Origin of the sequence: Fibrobacter sp. UWB7 (assembly GCF_900142945.1) — a bacterium.
Lineage (GTDB): Bacteria > Fibrobacterota > Fibrobacteria > Fibrobacterales > Fibrobacteraceae > Fibrobacter.
In genome coordinates this window covers 424,158-446,512 of the sequence record NZ_FRCO01000002.1, presented here as the reverse complement: position 1 = coordinate 446,512, position 22,355 = coordinate 424,158, and the positions used below count along the sequence as shown (strand labels likewise).

16 protein-coding genes are annotated in these 22,355 nt (G+C 47.9%); 7 read left to right on the top strand and 9 right to left on the bottom strand.

From position 1 onward, the window contains the following. Positions 1–31 precede the first annotated feature (31 nt). From BUC30_RS07325 to BUC30_RS07315, 3 genes are all read left to right on the top strand, one after another. Positions 32–2,020: an OmpA family protein gene (locus BUC30_RS07325; protein ID WP_073424236.1), complete on the top strand. Its 1,989-nt coding sequence runs from the start codon at positions 32–34 to the stop codon at positions 2,018–2,020. 167 nt (positions 2,021–2,187) lie between these two features. Then, positions 2,188–4,359: a polysaccharide biosynthesis tyrosine autokinase gene (locus tag BUC30_RS07320; protein ID WP_073424235.1), complete on the top strand. Its 2,172-nt coding sequence runs from the start codon at positions 2,188–2,190 to the stop codon at positions 4,357–4,359. Positions 4,360–4,561: 202 nt separating this feature from the next. After that, positions 4,562–6,595, top strand: coding sequence for a glycoside hydrolase family 30 protein (locus BUC30_RS07315; protein ID WP_073424234.1), 2,034 nt, complete (start codon positions 4,562–4,564; stop codon positions 6,593–6,595). A gap of 48 nt (positions 6,596–6,643) precedes the next feature. Here the strand turns inward: BUC30_RS07315 and BUC30_RS07310 are convergent, their stop codons facing one another. The 4 genes from BUC30_RS07310 to BUC30_RS15885 all read right to left on the bottom strand — a co-directional run bounded on the left by BUC30_RS07310 (position 6,644) and on the right by BUC30_RS15885 (position 11,552). Continuing rightward, on the bottom strand, positions 6,644–7,231 hold the full coding sequence (locus BUC30_RS07310) for a flavodoxin family protein (RefSeq protein WP_073424233.1): 588 nt from the start codon (positions 7,229–7,231) through the stop codon (positions 6,644–6,646). Positions 7,232–7,424: 193 nt separating this feature from the next. After that, positions 7,425–8,567, bottom strand: coding sequence for a molecular chaperone DnaJ (dnaJ, locus tag BUC30_RS07305; RefSeq protein ID WP_073424232.1), 1,143 nt, complete (start codon positions 8,565–8,567; stop codon positions 7,425–7,427). 110 nt (positions 8,568–8,677) lie between these two features. Further along, positions 8,678–10,579, bottom strand: coding sequence for a molecular chaperone DnaK (gene dnaK, locus BUC30_RS07300; RefSeq protein WP_073424231.1), 1,902 nt, complete (start codon positions 10,577–10,579; stop codon positions 8,678–8,680). Between the two features lie 256 nt (positions 10,580–10,835). Beyond that, complete coding sequence (locus BUC30_RS15885) at positions 10,836–11,552, bottom strand: hypothetical protein (RefSeq protein ID WP_170861516.1); 717 nt, start codon at positions 11,550–11,552, stop codon at positions 10,836–10,838. A 451-nt stretch (positions 11,553–12,003) separates the two neighbouring features. Between BUC30_RS15885 and BUC30_RS07285 the strand changes: the two genes are divergently transcribed. After that, positions 12,004–12,420, top strand: coding sequence for a DUF2442 domain-containing protein (locus BUC30_RS07285; RefSeq protein ID WP_073424228.1), 417 nt, complete (start codon positions 12,004–12,006; stop codon positions 12,418–12,420). A 63-nt stretch (positions 12,421–12,483) separates the two neighbouring features. Here the strand turns inward: BUC30_RS07285 and BUC30_RS07280 are convergent, their stop codons facing one another. The 4 genes from BUC30_RS07280 to BUC30_RS07265 form a co-directional block, all read right to left on the bottom strand. Continuing rightward, a complete protein-coding gene (locus BUC30_RS07280) occupies positions 12,484–12,729 on the bottom strand; it encodes a type II toxin-antitoxin system prevent-host-death family antitoxin (protein ID WP_073424227.1) in 246 nt (81 codons plus the stop codon). A 134-nt stretch (positions 12,730–12,863) separates the two neighbouring features. Beyond that, positions 12,864–14,966: a family 43 glycosylhydrolase gene (locus tag BUC30_RS07275; RefSeq protein ID WP_073424226.1), complete on the bottom strand. Its 2,103-nt coding sequence runs from the start codon at positions 14,964–14,966 to the stop codon at positions 12,864–12,866. A 169-nt stretch (positions 14,967–15,135) separates the two neighbouring features. Continuing rightward, entirely contained in the window at positions 15,136–15,798 is a 663-nt protein-coding gene (gene grpE, locus BUC30_RS07270) for a nucleotide exchange factor GrpE (RefSeq protein WP_073424225.1), read from the bottom strand. 212 nt (positions 15,799–16,010) lie between these two features. Then, the gene (locus BUC30_RS07265; protein ID WP_073424224.1) at positions 16,011–16,910 is read right to left on the bottom strand and encodes a hypothetical protein; all 900 of its coding nucleotides are present in this window, start codon (positions 16,908–16,910) and stop codon (positions 16,011–16,013) included. A gap of 145 nt (positions 16,911–17,055) precedes the next feature. Between BUC30_RS07265 and BUC30_RS07260 the strand changes: the two genes are divergently transcribed. From BUC30_RS07260 to BUC30_RS07250, 3 genes are all read left to right on the top strand, one after another. Further along, positions 17,056–18,135: a hypothetical protein gene (locus BUC30_RS07260; protein WP_073424223.1), complete on the top strand. Its 1,080-nt coding sequence runs from the start codon at positions 17,056–17,058 to the stop codon at positions 18,133–18,135. 251 nt (positions 18,136–18,386) lie between these two features. After that, positions 18,387–18,728, top strand: coding sequence for a P-II family nitrogen regulator (locus BUC30_RS07255; protein WP_073424694.1), 342 nt, complete (start codon positions 18,387–18,389; stop codon positions 18,726–18,728). A gap of 56 nt (positions 18,729–18,784) precedes the next feature. Beyond that, on the top strand, positions 18,785–20,050 hold the full coding sequence (locus BUC30_RS07250) for an ammonium transporter (protein WP_014546485.1): 1,266 nt from the start codon (positions 18,785–18,787) through the stop codon (positions 20,048–20,050). A gap of 244 nt (positions 20,051–20,294) precedes the next feature. Here the strand turns inward: BUC30_RS07250 and BUC30_RS07245 are convergent, their stop codons facing one another. Beyond that, positions 20,295–22,355 carry an NAD(+) synthase gene (locus tag BUC30_RS07245; protein ID WP_073424222.1) on the bottom strand — a complete coding sequence of 687 codons (2,061 nt, stop codon included), beginning with the start codon at positions 22,353–22,355 and terminating at the stop codon, positions 20,295–20,297.

Genomic DNA, 22,355 nt, shown 5'->3' with positions numbered 1-22,355 from the left:
CAAACAAACAAAAACCAAGAAGGATCAAAATATGAAAAAGGTCATCTCGCTAGCTCTTTTCTCAGCGACTCTAGCCTTTTCCCAGGCTGGGATCATGGGGGGCACCGATGGTTTGCATCAAATAAATGCAAATACTCTCGGACAGTGGAAAGTTAACTTCGGTACAGGAGGCAACATTACGTTTGGCTCTTGGGGACTCTCTCGTGGTGGTGTCTACGAAGCTAACGGCAAAAGATATTCGTTCAACGATGCTGATGCATCGCTTTCTGGCAATTTCTTTGCTAGCGTTGGTATTTTGGACATCGTGGACATCGGTTTGTCTCTCCCGCTTTATTACGACCATGCAAACTCTAAGGGGCCGAGTGGTCAGGGTAACATGTGGACGACTAGCCGCGGTGACTTGGATCTCTTTACCAAGATCGGTCTTCCGTTTATTTCTACAGAAGACGGTTTCTTCAAGACCGCCCTTTTGCTCGACCTTTATGTTCCGACGGGTGAACAGAGTGCCGGTGTGCGCCCTCGTCACGCTTGGTACCTGAACAGCAAGGCTTACACGCATCCGTTCACTGCAAATAACTGGGCTTTTGCTGCAGGTTTTGCATTCTCCTTCGATTTCAACAAGCTTGGCGCTCCGCTTACTTGGAACTTGGCTGCAAGCTATGTTGCTCCGGCTAGCTATGCTGAAACCCAGACGCTTGTCTATAGCACAGGTGTGAACTGGAATGTCACTTCTTGGATGACTCCGTACTTGGAATTCTCTGCAGAAATGCGTTTGCAGGACAAGGGCCGTTATGACATGGATCCGATGGTGGACCCGATGCTCATCACTCCGGGTTTCCGCTTCCACCTCCCGTATAACATCGAATTCGGCGTGGGTCTCGAAGTCGCAACTCGTGTCTTTACGCAGGGCTTTGACCACAAGTACGATGTCAAGAGAGGCAAGGACCATATCGTCTATTATGAAGGCGAACGTGGCGTAAAGGCTTCTTACGGTTATGCCGGTACTCCGTTCTTTGCTGGTGCCGCAGTCTTGAGCTTCGCATTTGATGCTAAGAGCGCACCGAAGGATTCCGATGGTGACGGCATTATGGATGATGTTGACCAGTGCGCACACACTCCGATGGGTGCTCAGGTCAATGAATATGGCTGCCAGGTTGAAGATCTTCGCAGAATCGCTTTGGAAAAGGCTTACAATGATTCTCTCGCTCGCATCGATACCGACAAGGACGGCATTCCGGATCTCAATGACAGATGCCCGAATACTGTTGCTGGTATTACTGTGGACTCTCTTGGTTGCATGCTTGACTTCGATAAGGACGGCGTTGCAGACAATCTCGATCAGTGCCCGAACACTCCGGCTGGCGTTCCTGTAAACGCTGCTGGTTGCCCGATGGACTTTGACAAGGATGGCGTTCCTGACTACCTCGACAAGTGCCCGAACACTCAGAAGGGTGTGGAAGTCGGTTCTAACGGTTGCTTGCTCGATACCGACAGAGATGGCATTACCGACTCTAAGGACAAGTGCCCGAATACTCCGGTTGGCTATGCTGTAGACTCTCTTGGTTGCTTGCCGGACTACGATAAGGATGGCGTTGCCGACGTTATTGACAAGTGCCCGAATACTCTCCCGGGTGTTCGCGTTGACGAAAAGGGTTGCCCGATCAACAAGAAGGAAGACCTTGATCAGCTCAAGAAGGGTATCAACTTCAAGACCGGTTCTGCAAAGCTTACCAAGAGCAGCTATGGCACTCTCGATGATATTGCAGATCTCATGCTCAAGATTCCTGAAGCAAACCTCGAAGTTCAGGGTCATACTGACAACAAGGGTTCTGAAAAGAAGAACTTGAAGCTCTCTGAAAATCGTGCCGCTGCTGTGGTTAACTACCTCGTGAAGGTGGGTGTTGCCAAGGATCGTCTCCGTGCTGCTGGTTACGGCAGTGCAAAGCCGATTGCAGACAACAGCAATGCTACTGGCAGAGCTCAGAACCGTCGTGTTGAACTCGTTCCGTTTGCAAAATAAAACGTGACAAACTCTATCTAAAAAATTAACGCCTAATGCACTAACAGATTGTCTGGTTAGTGCGTTAGGCTTTTTTAGATGACAATAATGGTAAAAAAACTTAATTTTAAATAAGGTAAACAAACTGGGGAGTTTTAGATACTCCTATTGAAGTCTTGGGAATACATATGCCTGAAAAAGAAGATCAAAAAGTTATTGCTCCTGCGTCGATCCAGGTTCAGCAAGATGCTAATACGATTACATTGCTAGAAGCGTTACAAATCCTTTTAGAAAAAAAGTTTACCTTACTAATGTTTATTATAGCCGGTGGTCTTATCGGTTATACTATAGCGAACTGGCTGCGTCCGCAGTACACTAGCGATATTTTGTTGCAGATTGATGCAAAGAGTGGTAATGCAACAAAGGCTATGGGTGAAATGGGTGCCATCCTTGATGTGGCAAGCCCTGCTGATGCTGAAATTGAGCTTATCAAGAGCCGCATGGTGTTAAGCTATGTTGTCGAAGCAGAACGCCTTTGCTTTAATGCAACCCCAGTTGGCGCTGTCGATCGCTTTACGCACAAAGAGGGACGCATGGACTTGGATTCCCTCTATATCCCCGAACTTGCTCGTGCCGAAAAGTGGATGGCTAGAGCTGTTGATGAAAATACTTACGAAGTCATTTCTCCTGAAGAACAGGTCATTTTGGAAGGTAAAGTCGGTGAGATGTACAAGGCCGCTTACGCTGGTGACACTCTCAATATTCACGTTTCTAAAATGCTTGCAAAACCGGGTCAGGAATTTATCCTTTCTCAATCGGGCATGTTGGGTGCCATCGCTGCTTTGAAGAATGGGCTTAAGGTTGCAGAAAAAGGCAAGAAGAGCGGTATCATCGAAGCTAGCTACAACCATCGCTATCCGGATAGGGCTGCTTCTATCTTGAATTCTGTGGCAAAGACGTATTTGCGCCAGAATGTTGAAATGCGCAGTGCCGAAGCCGCCAAGACTCTTGAATTCTTGGAAAAGCAACTCCCTGGTGTGAAGGCTAAACTCGACAGTGTCGAAAAGATTTTGGCGGATTACCGTTACAGCATCGGTTCTGTGGATATGACCGGTGAAACGCACGCCCACTTGAATAAGGAAAGTGAAATCCAGAGACAGCTTTTGGAATTGGAACAGCAGCGTCAGGCAGCTATGCGCTTGTTCAAGGAAGAACATCCGAGTGTTCAGACGCTTGTGCGCCAGCAGAATCGCTTGAGGGCAGAACTTGCTAAGCTGAAGAAGACTGCTGAAAAGATGCCTTTGACGCAACAGGAAGTGGCTCGCTTGAAAGAAGATGTGGCTGTCAATAACGAAATTTACACGACCATGTTGAACAACATCCAGCAGTTGCGCGTTGTGCGTGCTGGTGAAGTGGGTAACGTCCGCATTGTTGACTTTGCCCAGATTAACGGTGTTCCGAGCAAGCCGAAAAAGATGAACATCATCATCTGCTCTGTGGCTGCATCGCTTATGCTTGGCGTTCTCTTGGTATTCCTCCTGCGCATGATGCGTAATGGTGTTCGTAGCGTTACCGAAATTGAACGTGAAACGAATACAAGCGTGCTCGCTAGGGTTCCTGAAAGTCCTGATTCTAAATTGAACCACAAGTTTATAAAGACCAGAAAAACACACGTTCAATCTGATCCTTCCGATCCTGTTAGCGAAGCAATCCGCTCTATCCTTACGGCTATTGATTTCTCGTTCAGTTCGAATAAGGAACATCAGGTGATTATGGTGACGGGTATTATGCCGGGTGTTGGTAAGAGCTTTGTCTCGACGAACCTTGCTGCTACTTTTGCTATGGTTGGGAAGAAAACCTTGTATATTGACGCTGACATGAGAAAAGCTTCTTGCCGCTTTACGAAGATTGGTCTTGCTGATGTCCTCATGGGAAAGGTTGCTTTTGAAAACGCTAAAATCACAAGTCCAAACCTTCCGAATCTTGATATTTTGGAATCTGGCAAGTTCAAAATGGCTGCATTTGAGCTTTTACGTGGCGACATGCTTAAGAAGTTGCTTGAAGAACTTCGCCCGAATTACGATGCCATTATTATTGATACCCCGCCGACCAACATGGTGACGGATGCTTACATGATTTGCCCGTTGATCGATTTTGCACTCGTTGTGTTGCATTACGGTCGCCATTCCATGGAAATGATCAAGGAATCTATGCAGACCTTGGAACGCTATTGCGATAAGCCGAAGGCTTTTGTGATGAACCATTGCGAACACAGACATGGTTACGGCTATGGCTATTATGGCAAATACGGTTACTATGGCTATGGTTACGGTTATGGTCACAAGTCCAAAAAAGACTAAATAGCGACTGCGAAATCCACAGAAAAGAATATCGAGAGCCCGCCTCCTTGCGAAGCGGGTTCTTTTTTATCGATGACGCCGGGAAATGACAATTAGTCAATAAATTTTTGTGTTGGGGTGTCCGCTTTTCCGTAAAAAAATGGATTTTTATAGAGTAATGAACTGCGCATTTTGAAATGTGCCGAGACATGGGGTTGAGAAATTGAAGAGTAAATTGATTTTTGTTACGGCTGCGGCTCTCGCTTGCAGCGCTGCTTACGCCCAGACGAAGGTCGTCGTGGACCCGGGCAAAAAATACCAGCTTTTTGAAGGCTGGGGTACAAGTCTTTGCTGGTGGGCAGAACTCGCCGGCGGCTGGGACAAGGCGAACTACACGAAGCTTTTGGGCGCTGTGGCTGACCCGGACACGGGTCTTGGCTATAATATTTTCCGCTATAACATTGGTGGTGGCGACCAACCCGGTCATAACCATTTGACCAAGGGCGATGGGGGAGCCGCGGTTCCCGGCTACAAGCCAACGGAAAAAGGCGATTACGACTGGACAGCGGACCCGAACCAGCGCAACATTGCATTCGCTCTTGCAAAAATGGCGAAAGATCCGATTTTCGAAGCTTTTTCGAATTCCCCACCATGGTGGATGACAAACAGCGGTTGCGTTTCGGGTGGTGTCAATGGCGCCGACAATCTCAAGTCCGATTACTTTGACGATTTCGCTGATTACCTCTCCGAAGTTGCCAAGCACTTCAAGGAAGAATGGGGCATCACATTCCGCACGATTGAGCCGTTCAACGAGCCAAGTGCAGGCTGGTGGAAAGCTAACGGTGACCAGGAAGGTTGCGGCTTTAAGAACAAGCAATCTGAAATGATTGTGGAACTCGGCAAGGCTCTTAAAGCGAAAGGTCTGTTCCCTGCAACTTCTGTGAGTGCAGCCGATGAATCAAACATTGGCGATGCCTTGGCGCGCTTCAATAGCTACAGTGCCGAAGCTCGTTCCTACATGTTCCAAGTGAATACGCATAGCTATTCCGGCTACGATTCTCGAGCCAAGCTTTATAATGCAGCTTTTGCTGCCGACAAGCGCGTTTGGCAATCAGAATCGGGACCGCTCCACCGCAGTGGAAGTCTCGATATTACGCTTTGGATGGCGGATGTGATTTTGCATGACCTTCGCGATATGCATGCGAGCGCTTGGGTCGATTGGCAACTTTCAGACCCTGCCGAGAACTGGCGCACCATTGCTGTTGACCATAAAAAGCAGACATTCTCTTATGCGCCGCGATTCTATATGCATGCTGCGTTTAGCCGTGCTATTCGACCGGGTTCCCGTTTTATCGATAGCGACAATAGCAACACGCTTGCCGCCATCCGTGAAGATAGCTCGCTTGTGCTAGTAGTGCTGAATACGGGCTCTAGCGATGCAAAATACACGTTTGACTTGAGCAAGTTCGCAACGATTGGCAAGAAGGCTAAAGTCCACCGCTTTACGCTCCCGGCTGCGCTCAAAGCCGATTCTGATATTGACGTTACGAACAATGCAATTACGGTCACGGCGGGTGCTCAATCTATCGTAACCATGGTTATTGAAAATGCCACCGGCGGCTCGTGCGAAGCTAGTACAATCATTCCGTATGCCAAGATTCACGATGGCGGATGGAATGAGACAACCGAAGTCAAGGTGATTCCCGGCGATTCGCTTGTGATTGGCCCGCATCCGTACGATGGCGGCCGCTGGACTTGGAAAGGTCCGAATGACTTCTATTACTTGGGCCGTGAAGTGCGTTTCAAGAATATGCAATGGCAGAGCAGTGGCATTTACACGGGAACGTACGTGAATCCGTATGGCTGCGAAAGTACGGTCGATATCAAGGTCATTGTCGATGATCCGGAACATCCGTATGTGGAACCGGAAAAGCCGGATCCTGGTAGTGTTAGTTTTGATTCTCGAATTGCAGCAAGAGTCGCGCAAGGTGCTGGGAAAATCTCGGTCACGAGAAGCGGGGGAGACCTGCTAGTGAACGCTGGGAATGCTGCGTGGAATGTCGCGCAGTCCGGGAAGTCCTCGCAGTCTGGGAATGCGCCGCTACAGCTCACGATTCACGACTTGCAAGGCGTACTCCTGATGCGTCGCTCCATTGAAGGTTCTGCTGTTGTACCTGTCGCGCACTTGGCAAAAACGCCGTTTGTAGTACGAATCAAGAGCGCCGGAAAGACCGTTTATCAGAAGAAATTCAAATAAATTTTAGAAATCCTCGCGAATGCGAGGATTCTCTTTTTGCGTTGAACTTTACGAATGCTTGTGGTGGAGCTTGTTCGCGAAGCTACGGCATTTGGCGATTTCGCGTGAGGAGAGTTCTTTGTTCTTGAGGGTACCGCCTTTTTGCAGAACACCAGCAATCTTGAACCCGCTCCAGCAAAGAACTTCCTTGAGTGCACGAACAGTACCTGCAGATTGCTTGAATAAAATGTTGAACGGCCACGGGGTAGAGCAGGTGGTAATAATGACCGCCCTTTTGTCTTTGAGAAGTGGAATGGGGTAGCCGCTTTCGCTATGGTCCATCATGCCATAAACCCAGCGGTCAAAAAGCATTTTGAGTTGCCCCGTCATGTTCCCCCAGTAGCACGGCGAGCCCACAATGAGAGCATCGCAATCTTGTACGAGCCGCAGAACTTGTTTGGCTTCGTCATCAGGCATAACACAATCATGTGTGCTACGGCATTTCATACAACCGATGCACGGGCGGAATTGCAATTTGCAAACATCAACGTAAAGGACTCTGTCTCCACAAGCCAACAGTTCATTGCGGACTATCCCAAGCATTTGGCTGATATTGCTATTTGGGCGAGGGCTTGCGTTCAAGATAACATACTTCAATTTCGGACTCCTTAATAAATTCATAAAAGCTATTCGAGATTGCCGCGCTTCTGCGACGCTCGCAATGACGTATTTTGCATGTGCTTTCTAAGCTTTTACTTATTAAACACCTAAGGAGTGAAAATGTGTTACTATAAAAAATCCCGAACGCTTTTTGAACGTTCGGGAGATTTTTCTTAGTTCCTTCGATGCTTTACTTGAACAGGTTCTTCATCTTCTCAAGGAACGATTCTTCCTGGGCGGTTTCCTTGTCCTTGCGGAGTTCAGCGAGCTTCTGGTAAAGCTCCTTCTCTTCGCGGGAGATGTCCTTCGGAATGTCCACACCAATTTGCACGTAGAGGCTTCCACGGTCACCCTGTTTCTTGAGAGGCCACAAGCCCTGATCGCGCAGACGGAGAACGCTGCCAGCCTGAGTGCCAGCGGCAATCTTGATCTGGATTTCATCACCGCTGATGGTCGGAATGCGCTGCGTACCGCCAAGAACCAGCTTGTGGACCGGAATCTTGACTTCGCAATGCAAGTCGTCGCCTTCACGGCTGAAGAAATCGTCCGGTTTTTCGGCAATCACGACGAGCAAGTCGCCGCAAGCGCCACCGCGCGGACCGCAGTTGCCTTCGCCACGGAGGTTCAGGTACTGACCTTCGCTCACGCCTGCCGGAATCTTGATGGAGATTTCTTCGCTTTCCTGGATGCGGCCTTCGCCGTGGCAGTGAGAGCACGGATTTGCAATTACTTCACCAGTGCCACCGCAAGTGGGGCAAGCGCTTTCGGAAACCATCTGGAAGAATCCACCCGACACACGACGCACGCGACCCGTGCCATGGCAGGTGCTACATTCCTTGACGTTCGTACCGCCCTTGCCGTTACATTCCGTACACGGCGTATAGCGTTTTAAGCGAACCTTCTTGGTGCAGCCTTCGAAAATTTCCTTGTAGCTAAGAGCCACCTTGATCTGCAAGTCATTACCACGCGGAGGACCTGCCTTGCGAGAACTTCTGCGGCCTCCGCCACTGAAACCAAAGCCACCACCAAAGATATCGCCAAACTGGCTGAAGATATCGTTGATGTCGAATCCGGCACCACCGAATCCGCCGCCGCCAAAACCGCCACCAGGAGCGTTGAAGCCGAACTGGTCGTAGTTCTTGCGCTTTTCAGGATTAGAGAGTACGTCGTAAGCTTCGGCAGCTTCCTTGAACTTTTCTTCAGCTTCCTTATCGCCCGGGTTCTTGTCCGGATGGTACTTGATAGCAAGCTTCTTATAAGCGTGCTTGATTTCATCAGCACTTGCGTCCTTGCCGACGCCCAAAACTTCGTAATAATCTCGTTTTTCAGCCATTTTGCCCTCCGGGCAAACTCATCATATAAAAAATCAAAAATCGTTATTTTACAACAAAAGGATTGCCCCCTTTTGAGAGGCGAATCCTATTTGTTTTTTGAAGGTTGAAATTAGTCAACCACTTCAGCGTCGACGACTTCCGGACCATCGCCCTTCTTGTCGTTCTTCGGCTGTTCAGAGGCACCCGGCTGCGGACCTGGCTGAGCCTGGTTTGCACCGGCGGCCTGAGCCATGGAGCTAATCATGCCCTGGAGCTTGTCCATAGCGGCCTTGATTTCTTCCTTGGTGCCGTTGTCCTTCTTGGCCTTGATATCCTCGATAGCAGCCTGGAGCTGGCTCTTGGTGTCGGCCGGGAGCTTGTCGCCAAATTCCTTGAGCTGACCTTCAGCCTGGTATGCCATCTGTTCGGCCTGGTTCTTGATGTCCACGAGTTCGCGCTGTTCCTTGTCCTTGGCAGCGTTAGCTTCGGCATCCTTGACCATCTTGTTGATTTCGTCTTCAGACAAACCGCTAGAAGAAGTAATCTTAATGGACTGTTCCTTGCCGGTTTCCTTGTCCTTAGCAGACACATGCACAATGCCGTTTGCGTCGATGTCGAAGGTCACTTCGATCTGCGGCACGCCACGCGGCTTCTTCGGGAGGTCGGTCAAGTCGAACTTGCCAAGCGTACGGTTGTCGCGGGCAAATTCACGTTCGCCCTGGAGCACGTGAATGGTCACAGCCGGCTGGTTGTCTTCGGCGGTAGAGAACACCTGGCTCTTCTTGGTCGGAATCGTGGTGTTACGGTCGATGAGCTTGGTCATCACGCCACCGAGAGTTTCGATACCCAAAGAAAGCGGGGTCACGTCGAGGAGGAGCACGTCCTTCACAGCGGAGTCGCCAGAAAGCACAGCGCCCTGAACGGCAGCACCGATAGCCACCACTTCGTCCGGGTTCACAGTCTTGTTCGGTTCCTTGCCGAAGAACTTCTTCACGGCTTCCTGAACGGCTGGAATACGGGTAGAACCACCGACGAGAATCACTTCGTCAATTTCGCTCAAAGAAAGACCGGAGTCCTTGATAGCCTTGCGGCACGGTTCCATGGAGCGTTCCACGAGGTGAGCGGTGAGCTGGTCAAACTTTGCACGGCTGAGGGTGAGGTCGAGGTGTTTCGGACCAGAAGCGTCAGCAGTGATGAACGGAAGGTTGATGTTCGTAGAAGTCGTAGCAGAAAGGTCAATCTTAGCCTTTTCAGCAGCATCCTTCAAACGCTGGAGTGCCATCTTGTCCTTCTTCAGGTCAATGCCAGGATTTTCCTTCTTGAATTCGTCGTTGATCCAGTCAATGATGACTTCATCGAAGTTGTCACCGCCGAGCATCGTATCACCGTTCGTGGCCTTCACGCTGAACATACCATCGTCAATTTCGAGGATGGAAATATCGAACGTACCACCACCGAGGTCATACACAGCAACCTTTTCGCTCTTCTTGGAGTCAAGACCGTAAGCAAGAGCTGCTGCCGTCGGTTCGTTCACGATACGGAGAACTTCGAGGCCAGCAATCTTACCAGCGTCCTTTGTAGCCTGACGTTGAGAGTCGTTAAAGTAAGCCGGGACCGTAATCACAGCCTGGGAAACCGTCTGGCCGAGGTAATCTTCGGCAATCTTCTTCATGGTCTGAAGAACAGCAGCGGAAATCTCAGGAGGAGCAAACTGCTTGTCGTCAATCTGAACGCGGACCGGATCAGAACCCGTGCCGACGAGCTTGTACGGCATGTTCTTTTCGGCAGCAGAGCATTCGCCAGCCGTACGGCCCATGAAACGCTTGATAGAATAAATCGTCTTTTCCGGGTTCGTGATTGCCTGGCGCTTTGCAACGTGGCCCACAAGACGTTCACCGTTCTTGCCAAAAGCGACAATAGACGGCGTAGTGCGGAAACCTTCTGCATTGGCGATGACGACCGGCTTGCCACCTTCCATCACGGCAACGCAGCTGTTTGTCGTACCCAAGTCAATACCAATAATCTTACCCATGATTTTAATCTCCTATTTTAAATTCTTGATCCCCAGTGTTTTTGTTTGAGTGGGGAGTTTTTTACGCCGATACATTAGCAAAAGCCGTGCCAACCCCGAAAAGCGCCCTTTTTGTTTCGTTCTGAAACATTTTTGGGGCTAAAAAAGGGCAAAAACGGGGCTGTTTCAAAAAAGAACGCCCCACAGCGTCATCCAGACGACCGCAGGGCGGAAGGATTCAGTGATGTCTTGAATAGGGGAGGGGGCTACTTTTTATTTAGTAAACCGAAGGCGGTAAACTGTAGTCTGAGGAAGAGCCTTTTTCATAAAACGACCAATCTATAGAAAAAGTGTATCGGTTTCTGCTTTCACTAATATCACGTCCATAGCGAAATTCAAAAGAAAAACGACCATACGAAATATATGCTCCGGCACCAAATTCGGTATATCGAACTGGTTCAGGATCTCCAGAACAAGCTCCAGGAGGAACAAAAATGCCACCATCACCACAGTAACTGTCTTTCAAATAAAATTCACGTCCATTTACAGAAACGTGCTGCGTAAACCCCAATCTCCAATCATCTCCCCAATGCATTTGCTCAATTGTCGAAATTCCACCCATAAGACCAAGAGAGCCCCAACTCATCACTCCAAAATGTTCGGAAACAAACCCTGGTTGTAACATCAAAGTTAAACTTTGTAATCCAAAACCAAGGGAAAAATAGGACCAATTAAAAAAATGAAAAAAAGAAATATCAGCAGGCCATTCATCAGCTTCTAAAACATCAAATTTATGTCGAGAAGATTCTCTATCATTTTCCTTTGTTTCGTGAACCAAATCTCCGCTGTAATGAGCTAGTGTAAGAGTATTGGTTGAAAAGTTGTCTCGGAATGACCCCATAAACGCCGCTGCAGATGGAGGCCTTGCGATTATGCTACATCCCGACAAAAGGGAAAATACCATAGCTAGTAGAGGTAATCTGAAATTATTCATTCAAAAACCGAAACGTAATCATTGTGAATAAATGTATAAAAAAATGTATAAAAAAAAGTGTTCGTACCATCTCATTTGCAAGAGGTGTGCTTTATCGTGAAAAATTTTGCAAACAACTGACTGCACAAATTCAAAATCTAATTGATAGATTTAAAATTCTAATCAATCAACCTATTGACGGTTATTAAATAATAACCTACATTTATTATGCCAAAGATATTTGAAGCGGAAGGATTCTCGTTTTTCTTCTATATGAATGAGCACGAACCGGTGCATGTTCACGTAAGAAAACAGGGAAAAATAGCGAAATTCGAGATTGTTAATGGAATAGCTAGACCCATATTTGGAAAGTTGTCAAAAGCGGATATGGCAAAAGCCGGTGAATTGGCGACCGAGAATAGCATGTTGATTATAAGCAAATGGTTCGAAATTTTCGGATAGGAGTAGTCTTATGAGTGAAATTACAGAAAAAGACGTGAAAAGAGTCTGGGTGGAAAAGGATGCTATATGTGTCGAATTGAAAGACGGACGCATTGGCACGGAACTTATCCGCGATTACGAACCGCTTAGAAGCGCAACAAGAGAACAATTGGAAAATTGTCGAGTAGACCTTGATGGAGTTTGGTTTGACGATCTAGACGAAGGTTTGGCTCTCTCCGGATTCTTCGCACCAAAGAAAATGAACCCCGTTGGACGCGTTTTCTGGCTCTTTCCTGAACTAAATGCGGCTGCATTTGCCCGCAGACTAGGAATCCCGCAACCTTTATTTGCCGCCTATGTGAACGGAACAAAGAAACCTTCTGCAGCCCGTCGTAAAAAAATCGACGAGGAATTTCACCGAATCGGCCGTGAACTGATGAAAGTATAAAAAATACGCTTTGAATGAATCCAAATCCTCGGAGGCCTTTGGCGAAAAAATGATGACGGGCATCTACACCTCGTATTTCTTTCGCACATTCGCAGCGGAAAGCCAGCCACCCTGTTCGGCAGATCGTTCACCCTCGGCAAGAGCCTTCTGGAGTTTCAAAGCTGCAACCATCCGTTCGTACTCCTTAATGTCAATGACAACATAGCAACCCCGACCATTTTTGGTTAGGAATACTGGAGACTCTTCAGATACATTCTGAAGAACTTCGTTGTAATTACGCAAATCGGATACCGGCAAAATACAAGGCATAGGAAACCTCCTTTCTAAAAATACAATATTTTAAGCAAAATTACAAGTAATATATTAAGAATATTATTTTTCTGAATAGATAGGAAAAAAATCCTCCACTGGGGAGGATTTTTCGCTCAGGATGACACTCCGTGTCACTTTCCGAAGTTAACTCTAAAGGTCTGTCCGACGGAGTTGCGAACGATATAAGCTCCGTTGTGATAACCAGCGATCTTGAGGCTCGTTTTGATGTCTGTCAGCGAAGCTCCTGCGTTAAGGCGGACTTTGCCGAGTTCATTTCCCATCAGGTCAAACACCCTGTAGGTGCCCGCAACTCTCGCGAATGCGCCCGCGGCTCCGGCGGCGATTTTCGGCTTTATGCCCGTGGTGCCATTGCGCTTGTCCATAATATCGCCATCAATTTTACCAAAGGCAATCCAGTCGAGGTTCACGTAGTCGCTTGTTATTAGGACTTTGAGCACGTGTTCGCCTTTGGTGAGTTCCTTGGTTGTTTTGCCTTTGTACGTAGCGTATGTATCGAAGTCATCGGTTCCAGAAAGCGAGAGTGTATCGGTGATGGGTTCATTGTCCATGAAGAATCGTACGCTTGCGCTTTCCATGCCTGTTGCGTAAGAAAGTTCGAAGGGGAGGGTTCCGCTAGTTTCGACGTTCACGGTGTATTCCAGCCATTCACCCTTCTGCGTGTAGCCCACGGCAAATCCGTCGCCGTTCTTCACGATATCCACACGGTCTTCGCGATATTCCTTGCCTTGGTTTTCGGTGTCCATGTCATAGTAGGCCTTGCCGGCACCGCCCACGTCATAGTTTTCGAAGTCGATGAAGTTTGCGGGGCCTTCAACGCTTGCACCTACGACTGGTACATCACACTTGGCTTCTGCATCTTTGAGTTTTTCCTTGCAGAACGGGCTTTGCGGAATAGCGGTCTTGCTGTCCTCAAATTCCCAGTAGTCCGCCTCGAAATCGCCCGCGAACACGAAGAACACGTCGTGCTTGCCGACCGCACCGGTCAGCGGCACTGTTACGAGGCCGTCTGCGCTAAATTCCGCCTTGCCAATGATTTCGCCGTTCACTTTGTCCAGACGGACGGTGATGCTCGACGCCTTCTTGACGTTCAGAACGGATGCCGAGAAGCTTTCTGCGCCTGCATCGCCGAATTCCACGCCACTAATCTTGGTGTATTTTCCTTCGGAAAGATTGGTGATGACCGTATTGCCGGCAGTACCGCTCTTACGGACCCTCACGTCTTCGCCCCACGACATGGTTTCCGCTTCCACGCGCTTGTACGGGTCGAAATCTTCCAGCTGGGCCACGCCATTGTCCGGCCAATAGTCAATCTTTTGAATAGTGCCGTCGGCGTTGTACTTCATTTCGGAAAGGCCGACAGAACGACGCTCCTTGTGTTGGAATTTCTGGCCCATCTTCTCGGACTTGTAACGCCAAAGTTCGTAATTTAGGCCGAAAACGTAGGATTTCCCCTTGAAATCGATGATACCCGGGTGGTTTCCGTTACTGCGCGAAGAATGCGGCATAATGTCGCCCTTGTAGGTCCAGGGGCCCGTGATTTTGTCGCTCATGGCATACCCGATACCTTCGGCACAGCAGGTGGATGCGAAAGTCATGTAGTAATTGTTGCCATGCTTGTAAACCCAGGGGCCTTCCTGGTAATCCTTGATTTTGGGGTAGGTGACGATGGAGCCCTGAGTACTAATCATGTCCTTATTCAACTTGATCATGTACAATTCGGGGTTGCCCCAGTACATGTAGGCCTGTCCGTCGTCGTCAATCCAGACGGTAGGGTCGATATCGTTCCAGTGCTCGCGCTGCCAGACCAGCGCCTTGTTCAAAGGTTCCTTGAAGGGGCCATAAGGGCTGTCCGCCACCAAGACGGAAATGCCATTGCCGTGAATGGGGACGTACATGAACCACTTGCCGTCGCGCTCGATGACCTGTTCTGCCCAGGCCCCGTTGGTTTTAGAGGACCACTTGATGTCGCCCAAGCTCGCTACGGCACCGTGGCTGGTCCAGTTGACCATGTCCGTGGAAGTGTGCAACAGCCAGTCGTACATCATGAACCCGTCGGCATTGTCCTCGTCGTGGGTCGTGTACAGGTAAACCGTATCCCCATGGACATAGGGCGCCGGGTCCGCCGTATAGTTCGTCGTGATTACAATTTTCTGAGCGAAACCCGTACAAGCCAAGGCCAATACGGAAGAAACGATTAGGTTTTTACCAAACATCTTGATCTCCATTCCTTGTTAATTCCTACACCCAATAACAAAGATATATCTGAAAATGTTTGCGGTTAATCGCTTGCGTAAATCTCTATTGTCAATTTATCAAAAAGGGGGAGATAAGAAAAGCCCGCTCACGGGGGAGTGGCGGGCATAAAGGCGGGGAATATGGGGGTTATTTCCCGGAGGAAACGATAACCTTTGCGGTCTTCAAGATTTTGTTCTTGAGCTTGTAGCCCTTCTGGAATACGGTGACAACATGACCTTCCGGGATAGTTTCGGAGGGCTGCTGCATCAGAGCTTCGTGGAGGTTCGGGTCGAATTCCTTGCCGGTCGGGTCAATCTGTTCAAGTCCTGCGTCCGTGAGAACCTTGGCGAACTGGTTGTAAATCATCTGCATGCCTTTTTCGAAGGCTTCGAGATCCTTGGCTTTGTTTTCGCTGGCGAAAGCACGTTCGAAATTGTCCTGGACTTCAGAGAGCTTTTCGAGGAGCTTGCCGTTCGCGGTTTCGATGAGTTCAAGCTGTTCCTTGGCATTACGGCGGCGGAAGTTTTCGAATTCGGCCATCAAACGCACAAAACGGTCGTTGGATTCGGCGAGCTGCTGTTTCAGAACATCTTCGGCGGAAGGTGCTGCGGGCTGTTCGGCGGCTTTTTCTTCGGCTTTTTTGCCTTCAGCGTCGGAAGTCTTGGCGGAATCCTGAGAGGCGTCGGCCTTGTTGGCTTCGGCTTCGAGATTCATTGCGTCCTGGGCGGCTTTCAGCACATCCTGTTCAAATTGAGCACGTTCAGCATCATTCGGTTCGACATTCTGTTCCGGATTCTTTTCTTCAGCCATGATATATCAATATTCCTTTAAAAATTGTCCGTACGGACATCTGTTTTACAATTTCGACACAAAGATAGCAAATACCATGCCAACAAAAAAAGTCAAAAATTGTTTTAATGTGAAACAAGCGTGACTCCCCTTCCTAAATTTTATATTACCGATAATCTACGTTATGTAAACTAAACCTTAGAAAAGAAAAACGGGCTTTTGCCCGCTTCTTTTTATTTCGCAAAAATCAAGTCTTCATATGTCATGGTGCCATCGAGCAATGCCGGACATGCCACATCCTGCATAATCTCCACATAGCTATCTAAGCTAACTGAAGATTGATTAGGGGAATCGTATTGGATGATATAATCAGAGCAGACCAAATTCTTGATGGAACTTTGTTTTTTATAATTTTCGCAAATTTGCGCAAAAGTGGCTTCGTCAATCTTTTCATAGATTTCAAAGAAGGAATAAATTCCATCCTGAACAGAAACAATTTCTGTAAGAGTTTTATCGGAATAAACGATTCGGGTCTGTACGCTGGTCCCGACTTTCATGGATTCGCAAAGCTGGGCTTTTTCTGCTTTATTGGGCTTTTTATCATCTGTGAGCCCGGTTCCCTCAGCCAACTTATCTAGCACGCTTGAAAAATGATCATAAGAATCGTCGCAGTACTGTTTCATATCTGTAATCTTTTTTGATACAGCAAGCGATGTTTGGGATGGATCCTGTTCCCCCAAAGTAGCCGTAACTTGGGCACTGCCATCAGAACATTTATAATGACCATCATCCATTTTTTCAGCAGCGTCTTTCATTTTATCACAGAACTGTGATGTGGATTTAAATATTCCTGCATAGTCAATTTTATCGCTGTAAAAAGTAGGATTGTCGTAATCAGCCTCAATTAGCTCGTTTACGTAGGAATTATCTGTAAATACAGTGGCTTTGAGATTTACAGAAACGCTGTGGTCCGTGGCGTAGACTTCGCATTTGGCGTTACCGATCTTATTTTCAAAATGGCGCTCGTGCTGGAGAGTTCCTTGATCAAAAGCCACATCATTAGGGTTGGAGTCAGCGGGGTCACAGGCGGTGAGGATTGCCATGATTGGTAGGAATGCAAAAAATTTTTTCATTATAATTTCTTCTTCTTTAGTTTTGTCGGAAAATATACTTAAACAACGCTCTTTATTCAACAAATTATTTGGTTATTTTTGCTGAAAAATTTGTATTTTTATAACAAATTCAGTCAACAAGACGAAAATAAGAAGGATTTATTTCATGTTTAAAAAGTTTTTTCCCATCACCGCTGTAGCGACCCTCGCATTTATGGCATGCTCCCCTGATGAATCCTCCTCTCCTATCGCTCCAATCGCAGAATCGTCATCTTCGATCCAGGGGATTGAAAATCCAAACTCTGCAAATTCTATCGCAAGTAGCTCTTCAGAATTCCAAAACAATAGCAGTTCCTCTGTATTCTCAAACCACAGCAGTTCTTCTGTGGCGAAAACGAACGAAAGCTCATCTTCGGTCAACCAGACTTCGTCAAGTTCAAATGGAAACCAACTTCAGCATTTTACGAAAAACGAATGCTCAGTAACAAAGTTATCCGACAATGTGGTCGTTATGGATTTTACCGTAGCAAATTCGGAAAGCGTCCAGATGAAAATGACTCTCGTTGGAACTGATGTCGAAATGGACATGGTGACTACTTACGATGCTTTTATTTCTGATTCCGAAGTCGAAAAGACGTGTGCAGAAGCAAAAGAAAGTGCAGCTGGTTACAATAACGCAAGCGTATTATGTGATGGACATACCATATCGGTCAAGTATATTAATTCTGCCAACGACAAAAACGCCGATGAAATTGTCGAGTCTTCAAAAGAACTCTGCAAACTGATGAACCTGGTTGAAGTATATGGTTCATCGAGTTCTACAAGTAATCCTTCTTCCCTATCGAGTTCTTCGTTCCAAGTTCCGGTCAGCAACAAAGAGAAACCAAACGATGCCGTGTGTGAAGTTTTCGTCGACTTGGATACCGCATTTGTGATGACCGCAGTTAAACCTGATTCAATCATCATCAATATAAACATGAACTATAATAGAGGTACTTTGGTAATGTCCGAAGTAATGCAATTTGCAGATGCTATTCCTGAGACCACCATTTCTGAAATTTGCAATCAGGCGAAGGAAGATGCAAGAAAGGATCCTCTGAGTGGAACTGTATATTGTAACGGAAAAAATATTACACAGTCTCTAACGCTTACGACTGTAAACTCGATTCCAGTAAGTGCTCCGGATTTTATTGCCGACTGCGACGAAATCAACGCTACAGGAATTCTTGTAGAAGATGAGGATTAGAGGTCAATCGATCATTGTTGTGAATAATTTTTGTGGCGTAGAGAGCGTAAAATTTTCACGCTCTGTAAATAAAAAGCCTTTCTTACATTTCTTGTAAATCTTTCATTTGAGGGAAGTCTCTCCCCTACACCGCCCCGTAACCCGCATAGAATAAGGGATTGCGGGCTTTTTTATATGTTGGAAAATTTTTTGGCACGCATTTTGCAAATACGAGTGCGAACAAAAAGAAACCTCAAAAAAAGGATACCAACATGAAGCTCGTCACAGCTTACATTCAACCTGAAAAGCTCAATAGCGTAAAGCAATCGCTATACGAGAACAAAATCTACAAGATGTCTGTCACTAACGTTCTTGGTTGCGGCCAGCAGAAGGGCTACAATCAACGTTTCCGTGGCGTTGTTACTGAAGTTAATTTGCTCAAGAAAATTTGTCTGAAGATTGCCGTGAATGATGAATTTGTGCAGCCTTGCATCGATGCCATCATCAAGGGCGCTCGTACGGGTGCCATCGGCGATGGAAAGATTTTCGTCACGTCGCTTGAACAGTGTGTTCGCATCCGCACGGGTGAAACTGGACCGGAAGCGATTGGTTAATTCGGAATCAGGAATTCAGAATTAGAAACTAAAATTTTCAAAAAGGATTTATACAAATGAACGAAGTAGCAACAGTCGCAACCGTCAACGACGCCATCTTTATGACGGAAAACATTTGGATCATGATCAGCGCCATGTTGGTGTTCATCATGGGTCTTGGATTTGCATGTGTCGAAGCAGGCCTTGTGCGTGCTAAGTGCTCTGCAAACGTCGCTTTCAAAAACATCGCTGTGCCGGCAATCGGTATCACGATGTACGCTTTGCTCGGCTTTGGCCTTATGTACCCGGGTACTTTCAACGGCATTCTCGGTTTCGCCGGCTTCGGCATTGGCGACTGGGCAAATCCGGCAAACTTCACCGCAGCCTACAACGGACACTTTACGTTGTTCACAGACTGGCTGTTCCAGGCAATGTTTGCAGCAACCGCCGCAACGATCGTGTCTGGTGCCGTTGCTGAACGTGTGAAGCTAAACTCCTTCCTCGTTTTCACCATCGCCTACGTGGCTCTCGTCTACCCTGTTGTCGGTAGCTGGACATGGGGCGGCGGCTGGCTCTCCACCTTCGGTGCTCACGGTTTCCACGACCTCGCCGGTTCTACCCTCGTCCACTCTGTGGGTGGTTGGGCTGCTCTCGCTGGTGTGATGATTCTTGGACCGCGTATCGGTAAGTATGTCGGTGGCAAGGTTCACGCTATCCCGGCTCACAACATTCCGCTTGCAACAATCGGTGTGTTCATGCTCTGGTTCGGTTGGTGGGGATTCAACGCCGGTTCTGCTCTCAACGGCGACCCGAAGGCTACTAGCTGGATTCTCGTGACCACGAACCTCGCTGCTGTCGCAGGCATCATCACCGCAACGCTTACAAGCTGGATCGTTTCCAAGAAGCCGGACGCCACCATGGCTCTCAACGGATGCCTTGCTGGTCTCGTCGCTATCACCGCTGGTGCAGACGTCGTGACCCCGCTTTCTTCCTGGATTATCGGTGCTATCGCTGGTGTGCTCGTCGTCGGTGCAGTCTTCATGTTCGACCGCTTGCACTTGGATGACCCGGTCGGTGCTCTCTCTGTCCACCTCGTGAATGGTGTCTGGGGTACGCTCGCTGTCGGTATCTTCGATATCACTGGTGACTACACGCTCGGCACTCAGGCTGTTGGCGTCCTCGCCTACGCTGTCCCGTGCTTCGCTGCCGCAAGCCTCATCTTCTTCATCATCAAGAAGACCATGGGTCTCCGCGTGACTGAAAAGCAAGAACTTCGCGGCCTTGACCAAGCTGAACACGGTCAAGAAGCTTACAGCGGATTCCAAATCTTCAGCAACATGTAATTTAGCACTTAGTTATTAGTCAATAGTCATTAGTTAAAAAACTTACTGAAGTTTCCAAGCCTTAAACTAACGACCAACAACCAATAACTAACAACTACAAAAAGTATCTCTGTTGACTAAAGTACCCCGGAACGAATGTTCCGGGGTTTTACGTTTGTGCGTAGCAACTATTTTTCGATTTTGTGCTACAAAAAAAGCCGCACGAGGCGGCTTGGAAATGTTCGTTTGGTGAATTCCGTGCGGCTCAGAGATTCTCGATTTCTTTGAGCCAGTCCGCAGAAGATGCATCGCTGGGCATTCGCCAGTCGGCTCGCGGAGAGAGCGAAATCGTTCCGACCTTTGGACCATCCGGGATGCAACTGCGCTTGAATTGCTGAGCAAAGAAGCGTTTCAAGAAGAGCTTAAGAACGCGAACTAGCTCTTCATGTGGGTATTTCGCTTCAATTGCGGAGCCATCCTCGCCCACTTTGGCCCCAAAAGCTTTCTCGGCCAAGTAAAGCAATTTGCGTGGTTCTGCACCATATTTTGTAAAATGATACAGATAAAAATCGTGGATTTCATAAGCCCCGAGAATGGACTCTGTTTTCTGCGCTATTTGTCCGTTGCTATCGGCGGGCAAAAGTTCTGGCGAAACAGGCGTATCCAAAATGTCGCGGAGAACATCGGCGAGGGCTTTCGCGGAATCCTGGGAATTTGCCGCACTCTCCCCCATCAATTCCTGTACGTGATCGGCGTACCATGCGACAACGTGACGCACGAGCGTCTTTGGAATATCGCAGTTCACGGCATACATGGACATATGATCGGCATTATACGTGCTCCAACCAAGAGCGATTTCGGAAAGGTCGCCCGTTCCAACGACAATGCCTCCTTCTTTATTTGCCAAGTCCATCAAGATCTTGGTGCGTTCGCGAGCCTGTACGTTTTCGTACGTCACGTCAAGTTTTGCAGCATCGTGACCGATGTCTTTGAAATGCTGCAAGCATGAAGGCTTGATGTCGATTGTTCGGAGTTCAACGCCCAAGAGCTCCGCCATCGCAACAGCGTTATTTTTTGTGCGTTTGGTTGTGCCGAATCCTGGCATTGTAATCACGAGAATTTCGTTCAGCGGGCGATTCAGCAACTTGAATGTTTCGACAACGACTAGCAATGCAAGCGTTGAATCTAGACCTCCACTGAGCCCGAGAACCGCACGCTTGGCATACGAAGATTCTAGACGTTTCGCAAGCCCTGCGCATTGGATATTGAATATCTCGCGGCAGTTGGAATCGCGATGTGCTATGTCGCTTGGAACAAAAGGCATCGGCGCAATGTAGCGGTATTTAAGACCTTCCGTGGGCTTTTCAGAATCATTCGCAACAACGGGAAGTGATGTAAAATTTGCGGCTTTTGCAAAATATTCTGTGGAATCGAAATCTTGGAAGCTGCCCTCGCTTAAGCGCTGGGCATTCAAACGCTGTACATCGATATCGGCAAAAACGATTTCACTTTTGCGACTGTAATTTTTGCGTTCGGCGAGCATGGAGCCGTTTTCGGCAATCATCAAATGTCCGCTAAAGACCATGTCGGTCGTGGATTCGTGAACGCCGGCAGATGCATAAACGTACGTCGCCATGCAGCGTGCAGACTGATTCATCACGAGATTACGGCGGTAATCGCCCTTCCCCACGAGCGCATCGCTTGCAGACAAATTTAAAATCACATTAGCGCCAGCCAAAGCGAGTTCACCGCTAGGCGGTGACGCTGTCCACAAGTCTTCGCAAAGTTCCACGCCAATGCGTATTTCTTCGCTACCGTTTACCATAAAGAAATTTGTTATCGGAACCTCGCCCAAGCCATCAAACGAATACGTGAGCGGAGTTTTCCCGTAACCGCCGATTTTAGCACTGTTTGCGCTTAGCAAATCGCGACCGCTATTGAAATGGCGTTTTTCGTAAAATTCACGCTGGTTCGGCAGGTGGATTTTCGGCGTAACGCCAATAATCTTTCCGCGTTGCAAAAGGGCGGCGCAATTATAGAGTTTACCGAACATTCGGAGCGGGAGCCCCACAGCGACAATCATGTCGGAACCATCAAATGCCTTTGCAATTTTCAAAAGCGATGCAAACGATTTCTTCAGCAAAAGCTCTTGATGGAACAAATCACTACAGGTGTAACCCGTAATGCAGAGTTCAGGGAAAACGACAACTGCGGCCCCTTCGTTTTTGGCGAGGAGACCGCAGCGTATGATTTCATCAGTATTGAATTCCGTATCCGCAACTTTCAAAGTTGGGCACACAGAAGCGATTCTGTAAAAACCGAACAT